This is a genomic window from Arthrobacter sp. Cr_A7 (genome assembly GCF_029222765.1).
In the GTDB taxonomy this organism is placed as follows: Bacteria; Actinomycetota; Actinomycetes; order Actinomycetales; family Micrococcaceae; genus Arthrobacter.
Genome location: NZ_JARHXQ010000251.1, coordinates 1 through 18,781 on the forward strand (window position 1 = coordinate 1; position 18,781 = coordinate 18,781).

An 18,781-nucleotide genomic window follows, 5' to 3' on the forward strand; every position below is an offset into this window, starting at 1 on the left:
GGATCAGCGCAGGCAACCAGTCCCAGCAATGCTGCTGCTGTCAGGGCCGCGACGGCGGCGGGTTTCGTTCTGGTGATGGCCAAGATTCCCCCTTGGGAAGTAGGTAGCGGATGCATCGGGTGCGCTCGTTGCAGCAACTATCCGCCAGCGCCGCGAAGGGAATCAAAGGCCGCCGCAACCCGGAGATACAGGGCGTAACCCCGGTTAACCGGGCGACCGCGGCAGTCACATTCGGGCCGTCTGCGAATCAAGAACCAAGTAGCGCGCGCCGCACGTCGCCTTTTAACGAGTACCCGGGGCCTAAAGACAGGTGTGGGATTACGCGTGTGCTTAGCAGCTGCCGCAACCTACCGTTGGGCTAGCAGCGGCCAATGGGGGCCGCTCACCGGTCTCAGGAGCACACATGCGCACTTCCCCGTCAAAGCCGTCGGTTCCACGCCGCCTCGCCGCTGCCGTTGTCCTGCCGGGCCTGCTGGCCACCAGCTTGGTGCTGGCGCAGCCGGCCGTCGCCGGGACATCGTCCAACGGATCGATCTGCAATGGCGTGGTGAACCAGCTGGCACACCGGGGGACCGTCCAGGAAAACCTGCTGAAAGCCGCGGCCAAAAAGAACGCCGATGTCATTGCCAGGCTGCAGGCTGAACGTGATGGGCTGGCGGCACAGCAGGCGGCACTCATGGAGCAGAAGGCTGCAGTGAATACGGAGATGGCGGCCCTCGAGGCGGAGGCACAGCAGCTGGCGAAAGACGTCAACACTGCCGACGCCGACATCGCCAGGCTTGACGGGGAGAAAACTGCAACGCTGGCCGCCATTTCAGACACCCGGGAGGCCCTGGCCATCCTGCATGTCGACAAGGCTGGGGTCGAAGCCGAGCTCGCGCCCCTGCTTGAGCAGCAGGCTGCGGCTGAAGCGGCCGCTGCCGGTCTTCGCGCCGAAGCCGCTGCCCTGACCGCGGAAATGGCCGGTGCCCAGCGCGCGATCGATACCGCCGCCGGTGAGCTTCTGGTCTTTCAGGAGGCGGCTGGGAAGGCGGCCTCTGAAGTGGTGGCCAAGGAAGCCCAGATCGAGGCGGCAGAGGAAGATCTGGTAACCCTGGCCACCGCGGCGCAAGAAGCCGCCGCGGCGGTAGCCACCGCAACGGACGAACTGACCGCAGCCAAGAATGACCTCACGTCATGGGAGACAGCGGGCGAAGCCGCTGAGGAGGCCCTGCAGGCGCAGCGGGAGACCATCGGGCTGGCGGAGCAGAAGCTCGCGCAACTGGAGGCAACGGCGGCGGCAGCGGACAAAGCGGTGGCCGATAAGAAGGCTGAGATCGCGGCCGTCGAGGCGGGGCTGGAGGCCGATGAAGCTGCCGCCGGCACAGCGGCGGCAGCGCTCGCAGCCAAGACGGTAGAAATTGCTGCGGCCGAGGCACTCCTCGTTACCCTGCAGACGGAGGCGGCGGCAGCGGCAGCAGCGATGAAATCCAACGATGACCACATCGCTGCTGCCGAAGCGGAGGCAGCGGTATTCCAGGGCCGGATCGACGACGTCAACAGCCTGATAACGGCCACGCAGGGTGAGCTGGCAACGGCCCAGGCCCAGCTGAGCCAGCTGGAGGCCAACAAGAACACTCTTGAAGCAGAGATCGCGGCGTTGACGGCGAAAATAGACAAGAACAATGGCAGCGCGAACGGCCTTATTACCCAACGGGCTGAGAAGCTGACGCTGCTGGCTGCCGTCAGCGGGCAGATCACCGACAAAGACGCCGAGATTTCCGGACTTCAAGGGGACCTGGCGGCCCTTAACGCGCAGGTGTCATCCTTGAACAGCCAGTTGCTGGCCAGGCAGCAGGAAAGCAGCGCGCTGCAGACGCTGTCCGTGCCGCTGCAGTCGGTCTTGACGATTGCGAATGCGGCCGTCACGGCCAAGGAAGGCGAGATCGCGAAGCTGGCGGCCGAACTTCCCGCGCTTGAGGACGCCGTGGACCAGGCCAACGGTGCCGTGGCGGGGAAGCAGGGTGAACTGGACGCTTTGCAACAGCAGCTCACAGTGCTTACGGACACAGCCACTGTGGCATCAGGCGAAGTCTCGGCCCAGGAGAAGATTCTGGAGGATCTGGAAGCGGCGCTGCCGACACTCATCGGGAACGTGGCCGATGCCGAGCAAGCCATTGCCGGCCAGAGGGCCGTGGTGGAGGCAAGGAAGGTGGCTTTGGCGGAGGCCGAGGCGGCCCGTGTTGCAGCGGAGTCAGCGGTGGGAGCCAAACAGCTGGAAATTTCAGGTCTCAAAGGCGAACTTCCGGCCCTTCAGGCGGCTGTTGATGCAGCGCAGAGTCTGGTTTCCAGCAAGACGAAAGAGATCGAAAGCCTGAACGCGATCATGGACAAGCTGGTGGCTGACCTGGCCCTGAAGAACGCGGAAATCCAGTCCAAGGAAGCGGAGATCCTCGTGCTGCAGGGCAGGGTGACGCCGCTTCTGGCCCAGCTCACCGCTCTGGAAGGTGAGATCACGGCGGCGGAATCAGCGCTCAAGGACCTGCAGCTCCAGCTGAACGCGCTTGACCGCCAGCTGGTGGAAGCCCAGGGTGTGCTGGCCGGCCTGCAGGGCAGGAAGGGGAGCAACAGTAAAAGCATCGATGCCCAAAAGGCAGTGGTGCGTAGCTTGCAGGATCAAGTGGGAGCAGTGCAGACGAAGATCAATGCCATCGACAAGCAGATCGGGAACGGAGGCTGTGCCGTCTAAGGGCGTGGAAGGCCGGCGCCCAATGATGTGCGCCGCAGCGAAGGGGCCCGGCCGTCAGGCCTGGCCCCTTCGTGTCTGCTCAGGAGACTACCCCAGAGCCTCAATGACTTCCTTCGCCACGTCCTCGCTGGACTGTGGTTTCTGCCCCAGCCTCATCAGTTGCTGAGTATTCCGAACATCACAGAAATAAGACGGGTACCGCCATGGTTATGCCTTTCGTGCCCGCCGTGACCCGGTGGGCAAAACTACGCAACGCTTCGAAAGGCCGGCACCTCACGTGACTCTTCCGCTTTCCATCCTTGACCTGGCAACCATCGGCAAAGGCCAGACGGCGGCGGAGAGTTTCGCAGGCAGCGTGGCCATGGCTCAAAGCGCCGAGCGGCTGGGGTACCGGCGGATCTGGTACGCCGAGCACCACAACATGTCTTCCATCGCTTCCTCCGCCACCAGCGTGCTGATCGCCCACGTGGCTGCGCAGACGGAAAGCATCCGGCTGGGCGCCGGCGGCATCATGCTGCCCAACCACTCACCGCTGACAATCGCCGAACAGTTCGGCACCCTGGAAACCCTGCACCCGGGGCGCATCGACCTCGGCCTGGGCCGCGCACCCGGCAGTGACCAGAACACCATGCGCGCGCTGCGGCGGGACCCGATGTCTGCGGACAGCTTTCCGCAGGACGTCCTTGAGCTCCAGGGCTACCTCAGCGGCCCCACCCGCATCCAGGGTGTGGAAGCCACCCCGGGCAAGGGCACAAACGTGCCGCTCTACATCCTGGGCTCGTCCCTGTTCGGCGCACGGCTGGCCGCCCAGCTGGGACTTCCCTACGCCTTCGCTTCGCACTTTGCGCCCAATGCGCTGCAAGATGCCGTGGCCATCTACCGCCGGGAATTCAAGCCCTCCGCCCAGCTGGATGCGCCGCACGTGATTGCCGGCGTGAATGTTATTGCCGCTGATTCCGCCTCTGAAGCGCAGGCCATGCTGCAGGAGACGAAGCGCGCAAGGGTCTCCCTGTTCTTCGGCGGCGGGCGGGAGTTCACCGACGACGAGGCGGACATGATCCTCGACTCACCGCAGGGCCAGCACGTCTCCCAGATGATGACCTATTCGGCGGTGGGTACGCCCGACGCCGTGATGGAGTATCTCGACAGCTTCGGCCGGCACGCCGACGCCGACGAACTCATCGTGGCCCACCAAAGCACCGGCACAGAGGCCCGGTTGCGGTCCGTCGAGCTGCTTGCCCAGGCGGCCGGCCTGGCCCGGGTGTAGCCGGGGGCGGCCACGCGCCGCCGGACTTTTCCACATACGCAGCTTTTCCACATACGCAGTGCTTTTACACATACGCAATGGTGGGGACTTTCGGCGGAAACCGGCCGGGCGGACCATGAGGGATGTCCCCTCCGGAGTTCCGGCGGACCTCCGGGGAGGGGCACCACCCGATCGCCGCGGGCCATCCCGCGGCGGCCTTATCGGGTGCGTCCTGCCTAAGGGGTGCACGAATGGCGATGCCGCTGAACCAAAGCGTGGCGGATTCCGCGCTGCTTACCAGGTCCCTCCCGCTGGGGCTGCTCCGTTCCTTCATCCAGTCCGACGCGGCCGGCGACGGGCTGACTCCCACCCTGCTGGCGGAACTCAAGGTCCTCGCCCGGGTTCCGGGGCTCCTGGTGGCATGCAATTACGGCGGAACGCTGTGCGATGCCGAGGGGATCTCCACGGAAACCCTCCCCCTGGGAAGCGCTGCCATCGCCCTGCGCGCACTGGCGGCGCTGCCCAACACCCATGCCGCCGTCATCTCCGGCCGTTCGCTTCGTGACCTGGCTGCCGTATCCCGCCTGCCCGCGGAGGTGCATCTCATCGGCTCACACGGTGCCGAGCCGGACATGCAGTTCGCGCATGTCCAGCCGCTGGCCACCGAAGCGGTCCTGCACAAAGTCAACGCAGCCCTCACTGAGGCTGTGGGCTTCCACAAGGGCATCTGGATCGAGCGCAAGCCTGTGGCCGTTTCGGTCCACACCCGGCCTGCCACCGCGGACGTCGTCGCGGCCGTCACGGAAACCGCCCGGGAGATAGCCCGCAGCCACGGGCTGTTCTTCATCGTGGACGGGTCGGTCCTGGACCTTTCAGTCGTGGAACCGGCGAAGGCCGAGGCACTGGAAAACCTCCGGTCGCGGCTCGGCGCCAGCGCTGCAATGTACGCCGGCGACGCCTACAGCGACGAGCTCGCCATCGCCACCCTCCGCGGGCCGGACATGGGCCTGCGGGTGGGCCCGGGGGAGACCCGCGCCGCGCACCGGCTCCGCGACCCGGAGTGCTTTGCCCGGGTCCTGGCCATCCTCTTCGAATTGCGCCGGGCGTGGCTGTTCGGCGAGGACGCCGTGGGGCTTGAGCGGCACTCCATGATCGGCAACGGATCCTCCACCGCCCTTGTCACCCCGGACGCCAGGATCTGCTGGATGAGCCATCCGCTCCCGGACTCCGGGTCACTCTTTGCCCACATCCTCGGCGGCGATGCGGCAGGGCACTTCTCCATCGAGCCCGTCAAGGCCTCCCAGGTGCTGGGCCAGCGCTACGTGGACAGCACCATGATCGTGGAGACCCGCTGGGCGGACGTCACGGTCACGGACTACCTTGAACCTGCCCCGGAAGGCATCACCAGCCTGGTGCGGGTGCTGTCAGGAAGCGGTGCGGCCCGGATCGTCTTCGCACCACGCCCCGACTACGCAAATGCGCCGTTCAGCATGGAGGCCCGCGGCGACGAACTGCATGTTGCGGGGACCTCGGACCCCATTGTCCTCTACGCCCCGGGCGTGAAGTTCGCCATCACCTCGGACGGCCGGCACGCCACGGCCACGGCCGCGGTCAACCTGCAGGACGGTCCAGTCGTGCTCAACCTTCGGTGCGGCGACACCGAACACCAGCCCGCAGATCCCGGCGGCGAAACGGACCGGCGGGCCGGCGTGGCACTCCACTCGCGGAGCTGGGTGCAGAGCCTGGACCTGCCCGGCGTCAAGCCCTCCCTGGTGCGCCGGTCCGCCCTGGTGCTCCGCGCGCTGGTCCACGAACCCACCGGCGCCGTGCTGGCCGCGCCCACCACGTCCCTGCCCGAAGGGATCGGCGGCACCCGCAACTGGGACTACCGGTACTGCTGGCTGCGGGACGGGTCCATGACCGTCAACGCGCTGGTGGACCTTGGTTCCACGCAGGAAGCGGCCGGTTTCCTGGGCTGGCTGGGCCGGATCCTCGAGCACGCCCCCGGCCCGGAATGGCTGCATCCCCTCTACTCCGTGACGGGCGCGCCGCTCTCAACCGAAGCGGTCATCGACAGTCTCCCCGGGTATGCCGGCTCCCGGCCGGTCCGGATCGGCAACGCTGCGGACCACCAGGTCCAGCTGGACGTGTTCGGCCCCATCGCGGAACTGATCCATGCCCTGAGCGAAAAGGAATCGGCGCTGACCGACGGCCACTGGGAGCTGATGGTCCAGATGGCTTCCGCGGTGCTGGCCCGCTGGCACGAACCCGACCACGGCATCTGGGAGGCACGGCGGGCTCCCCGGCACCACGTGTACACCAAAGTGATGTGCTGGGTGACCCTCGACCGGGCGCTGCAGACGGCCGCCCGGCACGGGCGCACCCCCGACCCCTCCTGGGAAGCCACCGCCACAGCCATCCGGGACGAGGTGCTGCGTGAAGGCTGGGATGAGACAGCATCCTCCTACACCGTTGCCTATGACAGCCCCGATCTGGACGCCGCCGTCCTGCACATCGGGCTGTCAGGCCTGCTGGACGTCTCGGACCAGCGCTTCCTGGATACGGTCACGGCCGTGGAACGGGAACTGCGGGTGGGCCCCACCGTGTTCCGCTACAGGTACGACGACGGCCTGCCGGGCCTGGAGGGCGGGTTCCACATCTGCACCACCTGGCTGATTGAGGCGTACGTTGCGGTGGGGCGGGTTGAGGAGGCCTGGGACCTTTTCGACCAGCTGGTGAACCTCTTCGGGCCAACCGGCCTGCTGCCCGAAGAATACGATCCCGGCACCGAGACCCACCTGGGGAACCACCCGCAGGCGTACTCCCACCTCGGTTTCATCCGGTGTGCGCGCCTCCTGGACGCCCTGCAGGGCAGAAGGTAGCCGCTTGTCCTGATTGCTGCCTAGAGTGGAAGTTCCGGGTGCCTGCAGCGGACGGTTCCGGCAACGGAGACCAAGGCAGGAAACCCACCATGACAACCACATCCCAGGGCGTAGGATTCCGCTCCGAACGCGGGCCCATCCTCATCGCCCTCATGCTGGCCACGGGGCTCGTCGCAATTGACTCCACCATCGTGGCCACCGCCGTCCCGTCAATCGTGCGGGACGTGGGCGGGTTTTCGTCATTCCCCTGGCTCTTCTCGGCCTACCTGCTGGCCCAGGCCGTCTCCGTGCCCATCTACGGCAAGCTGTCCGACATGGCCGGCCGCAAGCCCATCATCCTGTCCGGCATCGGACTGTTCCTGCTCGGCTCCGTCCTGTGCGGCCTCGCCTGGAGCATGCCCTCGCTGATCGCGTTCCGGGCCCTGCAGGGGCTCGGCGCCGGCGCGGTGCTGCCGGTGTCCATCACGATCGCCGGCGACATCTATTCCCTGGAGGAACGCGCCAAGGTGCAGGGCTACCTCGCCAGCGTGTGGGCCGTGTCCTCCGTGGTGGGGCCAAGCCTCGGCGGAATCTTTGCGTCCCTGGGCCTGTGGCGCGGGATTTTCCTGGTCAACGTCCCCCTGTGCCTGCTGGCAGGATGGATGCTGCTCCGGACCCTGCACGAGAACGTGGACCGGGCCAAGCACCGGGTGGACTTCGCCGGGGCGGCGCTGCTGGCAGTTTCCCTGGGACTGCTGATCCTTGGCGCCCTCCAGGGCGGCCAGGCATGGGAGTGGAACTCACCCGCCAGCATGGGCGTCTTTGCGGCGGGCGGCGTGCTCCTGGCCCTCTTCCTCCTGGTGGAGCGGCGGGCGGCCGAGCCCGTCCTGCCGTCCTGGGTGGTGTCCCGCCGCCTTCTTGGCACCACCGCCATGGTGTCCTTCGGAGTTGGGGCGGTGCTGATCGGGCTGACCTCCTTCGTGCCCACCTTCCTGGAAGGGGCATTGTCCAGCTCACCCCTGGTGGCCGGGCTGGCCCTGGCCGCGCTGACCGTCGGCTGGCCGATCAGCGCCTCGCAGGCCGGCCGGCTGTACCTGCGGATCGGCTTCAAGGCCACGGCCCTCATCGGCGTTTCCGTGACGGTGGCGGGACTCCTGGTCCTGGCCCTGACGGCAGCCGTACCCAACGTGGCGTCCGTGGCCGGCAGCTGCTTCCTGGTGGGACTCGGGCTGGGGCTGGTGGCCACCCCCACCCTGATCGCCGCCCAGTCCAGCGTTCCCTGGAATGAGCGCGGCGTGGTCACCAGCACCAACATGTTCGCCCGGTCCATCGGCAGCGCCCTGGGCGTGGCGGTGTTCGGCGCCGTGGCCAACGCAATCTACGCGGGAACCCCGGGCGGGGACAGCAGCGGGCAGGCGGTGGTGGCCGCTTCCGGTGCCGTCTTCCTGGCCGCGCTGGTGGCCGGTCTGGTCACCGTCGCCGCGGTCCTGGCCATGCCCGCTGTCCGCGCCGGCACCAGCGGAGGGAAGGGGCCGGACCAGGTCCTTGCCGATGCGGAGGACAGCACCCAATAGCGGCAGTGCTACCGGGAGGCGCGGAAGATCTCCGGTGCCGGGCGGGTGCCGGTGGCAAGGTCGGCAAGGATCCGGCCCACCACCGGCGTGAACTTGAAGCCGTGCCCGGAGAATCCGGCGCCGATCACCACTGGTCCGATCCGGTCCAGGATGAAGTCCTCGTCCGGGGTAGTGGTGTAGGTGCAGCTGATCGCCTCGAAGGAATCGGCGTCCACTCCCGGCAGCCAGGTCCGGGCGTAGTCCTGCAGCGCCGCGAGCTGCCTGGGTTCGGGCTGGAAGGACCGCCGGTCCGGGTCCACCACTGGCCCCACGCCGTGCCACCCGGCCTTGATCCCTTCGCCCGGGGTATGCATTCCGTACACGGGGGAGTACCAGCCCTGGTAGTCCCCGCCGGTACCGGGGTAGTGGTTGAACCCGGGCCACACAGCCTGCCCGTCGGTGATCCGGAAGTGCGCGGGCTGTTCCTGCGTGACGGTGAGCTTCGGGACCCGCAGCTTCGCATTACCAGCGGCACCCAAAAGCTTTTCGGTCCAGCCGCCCGCCGTCACCACCACCTGGGCCGCGGTGACCACCTCCATGCCCGCTGCGGACTCGAAACCCAGCCGGACGCCGTCGTCCATCACCTCGAAGTCCACCACCTTGGTGTGGTGCCTGATATCGGCGCCGCGGGCGACGGCAAGCCGCTGGAAGGCGGGCAGCGCGGCCTCGGGATTGAGCTGGCCGCCGTCGGGCATGTGCAGCACCTGCTGGTCGAACCGGATGCCGCCCCACCGCTCGGCAGCCTCGGCCGGGCGAAGGAACTCCGCACGGATGCCGGCCTGGGTCAGCGCGGCAGCGACGTCGGGAAGCATCGGCTCCGGGCCGTGGTTCACAATGCCGGTCCGGGTGAGCAGCTTCTCGCCGCTGTCCTGCTCAAGTTCGTCCCACAGGGCCAGCCCTTCGGCCAGCATGGCCACGTACTCCGGGCGGTGGTAGCCGGGGTTCAGGTTCCGGGTGGTGCCGTGCGAAGCGCCGATCCGGTGCCCCGGGCCGAACTGTTCCACCAGCGTCACGTGGCGGCCCCGGCGCGAGAGCGCCCACGCGGCAGCCGAGCCCATGGCCCCGCCGCCGATCACCACAGTGTCAAGGATGGTCTGCATGGTTCTCCAATTGCTCTCTCGGTCCGGGTTGTGCAGTCAGTGCGTTCCTACGTGAGCAGCAGCGCGACGCCGATCATCGCAGGCACAGCCACGATGGTGGTAATCAGGACGGTGTCCTTTGCCACTGTAAGTCCGGTCTTGTAACGGCTGGCGGCCACGAAGACGTTCTGCGCGGTTGGCAGCGCCGAGGTCACCACCACCGCGAACAGGGCGTTGCCGTCCATCCCCAGGGCAAACCGGGCGAAAAGGTACGCCAGCGCCGGCTGGACGGCCAGCTTGAAGCCGCTCGCGAGCAGGGTGTCCAGGCGCCGGGCCGCCGCGGCCTGCAGTGGCCGCGTGCCGTTCAGGCTCATCCCGAACGCGATCAGCATCGCGGGGATCGCGGCCCCGCCGATCAGGTGGATGGGTTCCATGACCAGCGCCGGAACCTGGAAGCCGGTCCCGGCCACCACCAGCCCCAGCGCCGAACCCACGATCATGGGGTTCCGCAGGATCATCACGATAAAACTCAGCGGAGTGGTGCGGTGCGAGCTGGTGCTCGAATCCAGGATCATCAGGAACAGCGGGGTGAAGAAGGCGAGCTGGAAAATCAGCAGCGGGGCCACATAGCTGGCATCGCCCAGGACGTAGACGGCGATGGGGATGCCAAGGTTGGCCGAGTTGGCCAGCGACGCCGCCATGGAGGACATCAGGGATTCGGGCAGAGAGCGTTTCAGCCAGAACTTGGCGAGGGTAAAAAAGATAACCGCCGTGGACATGGCGGCCACCGCCGTCACCAGCAATGGTTCCGCGAAGACTTCCTGCAGGCGGGCCTTGCTCAGCGTTTCGAAGAGCAGCGCCGGGCTGGCAACGAAGAAGGTGAGGGAGCTGAGGACCTGGCGGGCGTTGTCTCCGAGGATTTTCCGCCGGCCCACAAACCAGCCCACCAGGATGATGCACCACACCACAAAGAAGCCCGCCAGCACTCCTAGCACGGGGCAACCTGCCGGGCGCGGCGGAGTTGTCTACCGGGGCTCACGCTCCGGGTTAGAGTGCGGCGTTGTTAAGGGCGAACGGCGGGCGCATCATCCCGGGGGTGAGTCCCTCGGCGGGGTCGTTGCCCAGCTGGATGACCTTGTTGTTCTCATCCACATGGACCACCCGGGGCTCGTACGCCTTGGCTTCCTCGGAGGTCATCTGTGCGTAGGTAATCAGGATGACAATGTCGTTCTCGTGCATGAGGTGCGCCGCTGCACCGTTGATGCCGATGACGCCGGAGCCGCGCTCGCCCGCGATGGTGTACGTCTCCAGGCGGGCCCCGTTGGTGACGTCCACAATGGACACGAGCTCACCGGGAAGGATGTCGGCAGCATCCAGCAGGTCCAGGTCAACGGTGACCGAACCTACATAGTGCAGGTCGGCGTGCGTGACGGTGGCCCGGTGGATTTTGGACTTGAACATTGTTCGATTCATAACGGCACAAGTCTAGCGCCGGCCCCGCTTCCCCGCAGTGACGCAGGGAACACTTCGCAACGCCTACTGATGAGACAACGTACGACGGCGGGTGGTTACGCGGCGTCGTCCCGCCCCACTGCCGCGGCGGCGGCCGCCAGGGTTTCGCGGGCTGCGAGGATGGCAGGCCGCTGCGCGCTTGAACGGCGCACCGAGGTGAAAACCGTGCGGTGCGGCTTGCCCGGAAGCTCCAGCAGCTGGGCAGAGGTGCCGCGCCCGGTCCACACCAGGTCCGGCATCAGGGCCACCGCGTTGCCGGATTCAATCAGCCGGATCTGGGCCTGCAGGTCCGCGGTTTCGAAGCGGACGTCCGGTTCGAAACCGGCGCTGCGGCACGCCTGCTCCGCCCAGTGGCGCGACGCGGCACCCCGTGGCTCCATGACCCAGGCGAGTTCGGCGGTGTCCGCCAGCCCACGGATGGCCGGGCCGCCGTCGGACGCCGGGGGAACAGCCAGCCGGATGGCATCCTTGGTCAGGCGTACGCGGTCCAGCTCGGAATAACGTGGCGCGGCGTGCCCCGGGTACTGCTCGGCGATGACCAGGTCGAAGTCCCGTGCCCACGTCTCGTGGAGCGCCGTTTCGGGCTCTCGCTGGATCATCTCGATCCGGACCTCGGGGTATGTGGTGGACATCCGTGTGAGGGTGTCCGGCATCAGCGCCAGCGCTGCCGACTGGAAGACCGCGATCCGCACGGTTCCAGTGACGGTGGTCAGCGACGCCGCCAGGTCCGCCTCGGCCTGTTCCATCGTCTGGAGCAGCTGCTCCGTGTGGGCCACCAGCACTTCAGCCTGCGGCGTCAGCTGCACCCGCCGGCCGGTTTTCCGGAGCAGTTCCACACCCACCTCCTTTTCCAGGAGGGCAAGCTGCTGGGACACTGACGACGGGCTGTACTGCAGTGCGTCCGCCACCTCCGCAAGGGTCCCGCGGATGCTTAATTCCCGGAGCAGCCGAAGCCTGCGGACATCAAGCATGAGGAATTCCTTACCGAAACTAACGAATATAGGTTAGAAGTAGTCACTTTATCTAATGCAAGCATGCTTGCATACTGTTGGGACCGAGTTACCCCCGTCACAGCCGATTTTCGGCGTGCCGCGGCGGGGTCGCACCCCAAGCAGGAGTTCCTGATGAGTACTAGAGATATGAGCCAGTCGGTCATGCGGCGCAAGCCCATCGATGACATTGAGGAAGAGAACAAACACAGTGGTCTCTTCAAGTCACTCGGGCTGTGGCAGCTGACCGCCATTGGCGTAGGCGGCATCATCGGTGTCGGCATCTTCTCCCTCGCGGGGCTGGTGGCCGCTGGAAGTGAAAGCGCACCCGGAGTGGGGCCGGCTGTGCTGATCTCGTTCCTCGTTGCCGGGCTTGCGTCCGCAGCAGCTGCACTGTCCTACGCGGAGTTCGCGGGAATGATCCCCCGCGCCGGCTCCGCCTACACTTACGGCTACGTGGCCCTGGGCGAAATTATCGGCTGGTTCATCGGCTGGGACCTCCTGCTGGAATACATCGCCATCGTGGCCGTGGTGGCCATCGGCATCTCCGGCTACTTCGACGCCTTCCTCTCCGGCATCGGCATCAACATGCCCCTTTGGATGACCTCCACTGCTGACGAGGGCCGGGGCGGTATCGTGAACATCCCGGCCATCGTGGTGTGCCTCCTGGTGACCTGGATCCTTTCCCGCGGTACCAAGGCGTTTGGCCGGTTCGAGCTCGTGGCCGTGGCCATCAAGGTCCTCCTGATCCTCTTCATCATCGGACTGGGCGTCTTCTATATCGACACCAACAACTACAACCCGTTCATGCCCAGCGGCTTCGGCCCCGTCCTGGCCGGCGCGGCCACCGTCTTCTTCGCCGTCTTCGGCTACGACGCCATGAGCACCGCCGCGGAAGAGGCCAAGGACGGCAAGAAGCACATGCCCAAGGCCATCATCCTGTCGCTGATCATTGCCATGCTGCTTTATGTAGCCGCCACGCTGGTGCTGACCGGCATGCAGAACTACAAGGACATCGACCCCACGGCCGGTTTCGCCTCGGCCTTCACGGGTGTTGGGCTGCCGGTGATCGCCACGATCATCTCCGTGTTCGCCGTCCTGTCAATCCTTACCGTGATGCTGACCTTCCTCCTGGGCGTCACCCGCGTCTGGTTCTCCATGAGCCGCGACGGCCTGCTGCCCGGCTGGTTCGCCAAGACCGACCGCCACGGCACCCCGCAGCGCGTCACCTGGATTGCCGGCGTCGCCTCGGCCCTGCTGGCGGGCGTCTTCCCCATCAAGGCTGTTGCTGACCTGACGAACATCGGCATTCTGGCGGCGTTCGTTGTGGTCTGTTTCTCCGTGATCGTGTTCCGCTACAAGAGGCCCGACGCGCCGCGCACCTTCCGCCTGCCGCTGATGCCTGTCATTCCGGCCTTCGGCGTCCTGGCATCGGCCTTCCTGATGTTCCAGCTCCACTGGGAAACCTGGGCACGCTTTGGGGTGTGGCTGGTGGTGGGCCTGGCGATCTACTTCTTCTACGGCAAGAAAAACTCCCTGATGAACCCCGCCAGCCCGCGGCACGAGGAGATCGTGGAGATGCACCGCCCCCTCCGCTGACCGGCCCTCGGGACGCTCTCTCAGCTTCCGCAGGTTTTTACGCGACGCCCTCTCGCATTGGGAGGAAATAAAAGAACCCTTTCCCACGGTCCTGTGGGAAAGGGTTCTTTTAGTTTCCGGGCGGCAGGCCTACTGCGCGACGGAGTTCTCACGGCTGGCAGCCATGGAATGCGGAACTGCAAGCAGCGCAACCACGGCGAGGGCGCCGGCCGTAGCAAAGATGTAGAACCCCCAGGGGTAGGCGATACCTGCTGCAACCAGCCCGCCTGTCACGGCAGGTCCGGCGATGGCGCCGATACGCCCCACGCCTGCGGCGAATCCGAGTGCCGTTGCGCGAAGGCGGGCCGGGAACAGCTGGCTGACCCAGGCGTACACGAGCACCTGGGAACTGAAGACAAACACCCCCGTGACGAAGACCAGGGCGTTAAGCAGGATTGCGTTGTCCACCTTGATGCTCAGGAGGGCGAGGCACACCGCCGAAAGGCCGAACCACAGCAGCACGATGGGTTTGGTGCCGTGCTTGTCCGCCAGGACGCCGGCGATGATGAGCCCGGCAACGGCACCAAGGTTCAGGACCAGGAGCAGGGACAGCCCTGCGCTGACGGGGTAACCGGCGGAGGCCATGAGCTGGGGAAGCCAGGTATTCAGGCCATAGACCAGCAGCAGGCCCATGAATGAGGCTGCAGCAATCGCCGCGGCGACCAGGGGGTAGGGCTTTTTGGCCAGATCCCGGAATCCGGTCCGCTCCTCCGTCCTTGCAGTCCGGACGGAGGGCAGGGTCTCGGGAAGTTTGAACCACAGGAACGGGAGGAGGACCAGGCCGGCGATGCCGCCCACCACGAACATGGTGCGCCAGTCCGGAATAACGATCAATGCAAGGAAGGCGGTGGCCACGGCGCCCACGTGGTATCCCGTCATGGTGCGGGTGGTGGACTTGCCGGCGGAACCTGCCGGGGCATAGTCGTTCATGTAGGCAAGGGCAGCTGGAAGGCAGGCCCCGAGGCCGGCCCCTGCAAGAAGCCGGAAGGCACCAAATACGGCGACGTTCGGTGCCCACACCACCGCCAGGGTGAAAATCGAGAACCAGAGCACGCATGCAATCAGCAGGTTGCGGCGCCCGAAGCGGTCGGAGAGCGGGGCGATGAAGAGTGCTCCCAGGCCCACACCCACGAGAGAAATGGTGGCGACGAACGTTGCGCCTACGGCGTCGAAGCCCAGTTCGCCCGTCTTGATGAGGGTGGGGATGACGGTGCCAAGCACCACGAGGTCAAAACCGTCCAGGACCATTGCCAGCCAGCAGAGCCACACGGGCCACCGTGACGGGGAGGTGGAGGGGGAAGTTGTCATGGAATCCTCATTGATTAGGGACAGATGGGAGCGCAGCCGGCTGAGAGCCCTGACACACGGTGAGGTGACCTGCGGCATGCTTACGGTCAGTCAGAGTACAGCGCGGTTCACTGAACGTACAAATGTTCGAAGGACGAACAAAAGCGGAGCGCATCAGGTGCGCTCGCGGGCGGATCGCGCCTCCCTTCAAGAGGCTCCAAAAGCTTCATGTTTTCTAACCTGTATTGCTTAGAAAACATCGCTTTATCTTATGTGACAGCAAGCTCATACTGGTTCTAAGACCTCCGTGAATCCCCAGGAAAGAACGAGAAAAGCCATGACCCACATTGCAATGGAACCGGCAGTTGCAACCGGCATCGCGCCGCAGACCGTCGATGTCGACGTGCCCCAGGCCAAAGCACTGGCCAATGACGCCGTCGCCCTGGTCCGCCGCTGGCTGACCGAGGCAGCAAAGGTTCCCGTCGACGCCTCCGCCGAGCAGTTGGCCGGCGTCCTGAAGGACCCCAACGGCCTGGAATTCACGGTCGGCTTCGTGGACGGCGTGGTTCGTCCCGAAGACCTGAACGTCGCCGCCCGCAACCTCGCCGCCCTGGCCCCCAAGGTTCCCGCGTTTCTGCCTTGGTACATGCGCAGCGCAGTGCAGCTGGGCGGCACCATGGCACCGGTCCTGCCGCAGGTTGTCATCCCCGTCGCCCGCAAGGTCCTCCGCGAAATGGTGGGCCACCTGATCGTGGACGCCACCGACGCCAAGCTGGGCCCGGCCATCGCCAAGATCCGCAAGGACGGCGTCAAGCTCAACGTCAACCTCCTGGGCGAGGCCGTCCTTGGCGAGCACGAAGCCTCCCGCCGGCTCGAAGGAACGCACACCCTGCTGGCACGCCCCGACGTCGACTACGTCTCCATCAAGGTCTCCTCCACCGTGGCACCGCACTCCGCGTGGGCCTTCGACGAAGCCGTGGAACACGTCGTGGAGAAGCTCACCCCGCTGTTCCAGCGCGCCGCTTCCTTTGCCCGCGACGGCGGGAAGGCCAAGTTCATCAACCTGGACATGGAGGAGTACAAGGACCTGGACATGACCATCGCGGTCTTCACCCGGATCCTGGACAAGCCGGAGTTCAAGAACCTCGAGGCCGGCATCGTGCTCCAGGCCTACCTCCCGGATGCACTCTCCGCCATGATCCGCCTGCAGGATTGGGCTGCCGAACGCCGCGCCAACGGGGGTGCCGGCATCAAGGTCCGCGTGGTCAAGGGCGCCAACCTGCCCATGGAGCAGGTGGAGTCCTCCCTCCACGACTGGCCGCTGGCCACCTGGGGCACCAAGCAGGACTCCGACACCAGCTACAAGAGCGTCATCAACTACTCCCTGCACCCGGAGCGCATCAAGAACATCCGGATCGGCGTCGCCGGCCACAACCTGTTCGACATCGCCTTCGCCTGGCTCCTGGCCAAGCAGCGCGGCGTGGAATCCGGCATCGAATTCGAAATGCTGCTGGGCATGGCCCAGGGCCAGGCTGAAGCGGTCAAGAAGGACGTCGGCTCGCTGCTGCTCTACACACCCGTGGTGCACCCGTCCGAGTTCGACGTCGCCATCGCCTACCTGATCCGCCGCCTCGAAGAGGGCGCCAGTCAGGACAACTTCATGTCCGCCGTGTTCGAACTCAGCGAAAACGAAGCCCTCTTCGAACGTGAAAAGCAGCGCTTCCTCTCCTCCCTGGAGGCCCTGGACAACAGCGTTCCCCTGCCGAACCGCCGCCAGGACCGCAGCCTTCCCCCGGCCCCGATGCCGCACGAGGGCTTCGATAACACCCCCGACACGGATCCGTCCCTGCCGGCCAACCGCAACTGGGGCCGGGCCATCCTTGAGCGCGTCCCGTCCTCCACTCTCGGCAACGTATCCGTGGCGGCAGCATCCATCAAGGACGAGGCCACACTCAACACCGTCATCCAGACCGCCCTGGACAAGGGCAAGGCCTGGGGCCAGCTTTCCGGCGACGAGCGGGCCGAGATCCTGCACCGTGCCGGCGATGTCCTGGAGGCCCGCCGGGCGGACCTGCTCGAGGTTATGGCCAGCGAGACCGGCAAGACCATCGACCAGGGTGACCCCGAGGTCAGCGAGGCAGTGGACTTTGCCCACTACTACGCCGAGTCGGCCCGCAAGCTGGAAAAGGTCGACGGCGCCACGTTCGTTCCGGCGAAGCTCACCGTGGTGACGCCGCCGTGGAACTTCCCGGTCGCCATTCCGGCCGGCTCCACCCTCGCGGCACTCGCCGCCGGCTCCGCCGTCGTGATCAAGCCTGCCAAGCAGGCCGCCCGCAGCGGCGCCGTTATGGTCGAAGCCCTCTGGGAAGCAGGCGTTCCAAAGGACGTCCTCACCATGGTCCAGCTCGGCGAACGGGAACTCGGCAAGCAGCTGATCTCGCACCCGGCCGTGGACCGCGTGATCCTCACCGGCGGCTATGAAACCGCCGAACTGTTCCGGTCCTTCCGGCAGGACCTGCCGCTGCTGGCCGAGACCAGTGGCAAGAACGCCATCATCGTCACCCCCAGTGCAGACCTGGACCTGGCAGCCAGGGACGTGGCCTACTCCGCGTTCGGCCACGCCGGCCAGAAGTGCTCCGCCGCCTCACTGGTGATCCTGGTGGGCTCCGTGGCCAAGTCCAAGCGGTTCCACAACCAGCTGATCGACGCCGTCACCTCCCTTAAGGTGGGCTACCCGGAGGACCCCACGAGCCAGATGGGGCCCATCATCGAGCCTGCCAACGGCAAGCTCCTGAACGCCCTCACCACCCTGGGCGACGGCGAAAACTGGGCCGTTGAACCCAAGAAGCTGGACAACACCGGGAAGCTCTGGAGCCCGGGCGTGCGCTACGGCGTCAAACGCGGTTCCTACTTCCACCTGACCGAATTCTTCGGCCCGGTGCTGGGCGTGATGACGGCCGAGACGCTCGAGGAAGCCATCGCCATCCAGAACCAGATCGAGTACGGCCTGACCGCGGGCCTGCACTCCCTGAACCCGGAGGAGCTGGGTATCTGGCTGGACTCCATCCAGGCCGGCAACCTCTACGTCAACCGCGGCATCACCGGTGCCATCGTGCAGCGGCAGCCCTTCGGCGGCTGGAAGAAGTCGGCGGTCGGCGCCGGCACCAAGGCAGGCGGGCCCAACTACCTGGCCGGCCTGGGTGACTGGGTCTCCTCCCGCAGCACGGCAACGGCTGCCGTCACCCACCCCGGTGTCCGCCGGATCATCAACGCCGCCGGCGCCGCCCTGGAGCCTGGTGAGCTGGAATCCGTCCAGCGCGCCCTGGCCTCCGACGCCGAGGCCTGGGCGGAGGAGTTCGGGACTGCAAAGGACGTGTCCGGCTTGAGCGCGGAACGCAACATCTTCCGCTACCGCAGCCTGCCCGTGACCATCCGCCTCTCAGAAGACGCGCCCTTGGCGCACCTCGTCCGGACCGTCGCAGCCGGCGTGCTGGCGGGCTCGGAGCTGACGGTGTCCACCGCCGTCGAACTTCCCGCTCAGCTGCGCCCCGTGCTCACCGCGCTGGATATCGACGTGACGGTGGAGTCCGACGCCGGCTGGCTGGCTTCCGCGGGCCGGCTCGCCAAGGCGGGCAGGTTGTCCGGTGCGCGCATCCGCCTCATCGGCGGCGACGCCACGGCGCTCGCCGAAGCAACGGGCGGCCGTCCTGACCTTGCGGTTTACGCCCACCCCGTCACCGAGGCAGGCCGCGTTGAACTGCTGCCGTTCCTGCATGAGCAGGCCGTCAGCATCACCGCCCACCGCTTCGGCACGCCGAACCACCTCTC

The 18,781-nt window shown here is 66.4% G+C and carries 11 protein-coding genes; 6 read left to right on the forward strand and 5 right to left on the reverse strand.

Going from position 1 to position 18,781, the window contains the following annotated elements; genetic code table 11:
* Positions 1 to 403 precede the first annotated feature (403 nt).
* The 4 genes from P2Q66_RS14815 (at position 404) to P2Q66_RS14830 (ending at position 8,409) form a co-directional block, all read left to right on the forward strand.
* A complete protein-coding gene (locus P2Q66_RS14815; RefSeq protein WP_275729331.1) occupies positions 404 to 2,728 on the forward strand; it encodes a chromosome segregation ATPase in 2,325 nt (774 codons plus the stop codon).
* A 277-nt stretch (positions 2,729 to 3,005) separates the two neighbouring features.
* Positions 3,006 to 3,995 carry an LLM class flavin-dependent oxidoreductase gene (locus P2Q66_RS14820; protein ID WP_275729333.1) on the forward strand — a complete coding sequence of 330 codons (990 nt, stop codon included), beginning with the start codon at positions 3,006 to 3,008 and terminating at the stop codon, positions 3,993 to 3,995.
* Positions 3,996 to 4,225: 230 nt separating this feature from the next.
* On the forward strand, positions 4,226 to 6,856 hold the full coding sequence (locus P2Q66_RS14825) for a trehalase-like domain-containing protein (RefSeq protein WP_275729336.1): 2,631 nt from the start codon (positions 4,226 to 4,228) through the stop codon (positions 6,854 to 6,856).
* Between the two features lie 89 nt (positions 6,857 to 6,945).
* A complete protein-coding gene (locus tag P2Q66_RS14830; protein ID WP_275729338.1) occupies positions 6,946 to 8,409 on the forward strand; it encodes an MFS transporter in 1,464 nt (487 codons plus the stop codon).
* An 8-nt stretch (positions 8,410 to 8,417) separates the two neighbouring features.
* Here P2Q66_RS14830 and P2Q66_RS14835 read toward each other — a convergent pair whose 3' ends face one another.
* From P2Q66_RS14835 to P2Q66_RS14850, 4 genes are all read right to left on the reverse strand, one after another.
* Positions 8,418 to 9,548: an FAD-dependent oxidoreductase gene (locus P2Q66_RS14835; RefSeq protein ID WP_275729340.1), complete on the reverse strand. Its 1,131-nt coding sequence runs from the start codon at positions 9,546 to 9,548 to the stop codon at positions 8,418 to 8,420.
* 47 nt (positions 9,549 to 9,595) lie between these two features.
* The gene (locus P2Q66_RS14840) at positions 9,596 to 10,522 is read right to left on the reverse strand and encodes an AEC family transporter (protein ID WP_275729342.1); all 927 of its coding nucleotides are present in this window, start codon (positions 10,520 to 10,522) and stop codon (positions 9,596 to 9,598) included.
* Positions 10,523 to 10,574: 52 nt separating this feature from the next.
* A complete protein-coding gene (gene panD / locus P2Q66_RS14845; protein WP_176156730.1) occupies positions 10,575 to 11,000 on the reverse strand; it encodes an aspartate 1-decarboxylase in 426 nt (141 codons plus the stop codon).
* Between the two features lie 95 nt (positions 11,001 to 11,095).
* On the reverse strand, positions 11,096 to 12,010 hold the full coding sequence (locus tag P2Q66_RS14850; RefSeq protein WP_275729346.1) for a LysR substrate-binding domain-containing protein: 915 nt from the start codon (positions 12,008 to 12,010) through the stop codon (positions 11,096 to 11,098).
* A gap of 153 nt (positions 12,011 to 12,163) precedes the next feature.
* Between P2Q66_RS14850 and P2Q66_RS14855 the strand changes: the two genes are divergently transcribed.
* Positions 12,164 to 13,627, forward strand: coding sequence for an amino acid permease (locus P2Q66_RS14855; RefSeq protein WP_079595414.1), 1,464 nt, complete (start codon positions 12,164 to 12,166; stop codon positions 13,625 to 13,627).
* A 129-nt stretch (positions 13,628 to 13,756) separates the two neighbouring features.
* Here the strand turns inward: P2Q66_RS14855 and P2Q66_RS14860 are convergent, their stop codons facing one another.
* Complete coding sequence (locus P2Q66_RS14860) at positions 13,757 to 14,974, reverse strand: aromatic acid/H+ symport family MFS transporter (protein ID WP_275729348.1); 1,218 nt, start codon at positions 14,972 to 14,974, stop codon at positions 13,757 to 13,759.
* A 316-nt stretch (positions 14,975 to 15,290) separates the two neighbouring features.
* Between P2Q66_RS14860 and P2Q66_RS14865 the strand changes: the two genes are divergently transcribed.
* The coding region (locus P2Q66_RS14865) for a bifunctional proline dehydrogenase/L-glutamate gamma-semialdehyde dehydrogenase (RefSeq protein ID WP_275729349.1) at positions 15,291 to 18,781 on the forward strand (3,491 nt) is incomplete at its 3' end.

Coding starts and splice junctions, on each gene's coding strand:
- P2Q66_RS14825 (WP_275729336.1), top strand. CDS start 4,226: ATGGCGATGCCGCTGAACCAAAGCGTGGCGGATTCCGCGCTGCTTACC.
- P2Q66_RS14815 (WP_275729331.1), top strand. CDS start 404: ATGCGCACTTCCCCGTCAAAGCCGTCGGTTCCACGCCGCCTCGCCGCT.
- P2Q66_RS14830 (WP_275729338.1), top strand. CDS start 6,946: ATGACAACCACATCCCAGGGCGTAGGATTCCGCTCCGAACGCGGGCCC.
- panD (WP_176156730.1), bottom strand. CDS start 11,000: ATGAATCGAACAATGTTCAAGTCCAAAATCCACCGGGCCACCGTCACG.
- P2Q66_RS14850 (WP_275729346.1), bottom strand. CDS start 12,010: ATGCTTGATGTCCGCAGGCTTCGGCTGCTCCGGGAATTAAGCATCCGC.
- P2Q66_RS14860 (WP_275729348.1), bottom strand. CDS start 14,974: ATGACAACTTCCCCCTCCACCTCCCCGTCACGGTGGCCCGTGTGGCTC.
- P2Q66_RS14835 (WP_275729340.1), bottom strand. CDS start 9,548: ATGCAGACCATCCTTGACACTGTGGTGATCGGCGGCGGGGCCATGGGC.
- P2Q66_RS14855 (WP_079595414.1), top strand. CDS start 12,164: ATGAGTACTAGAGATATGAGCCAGTCGGTCATGCGGCGCAAGCCCATC.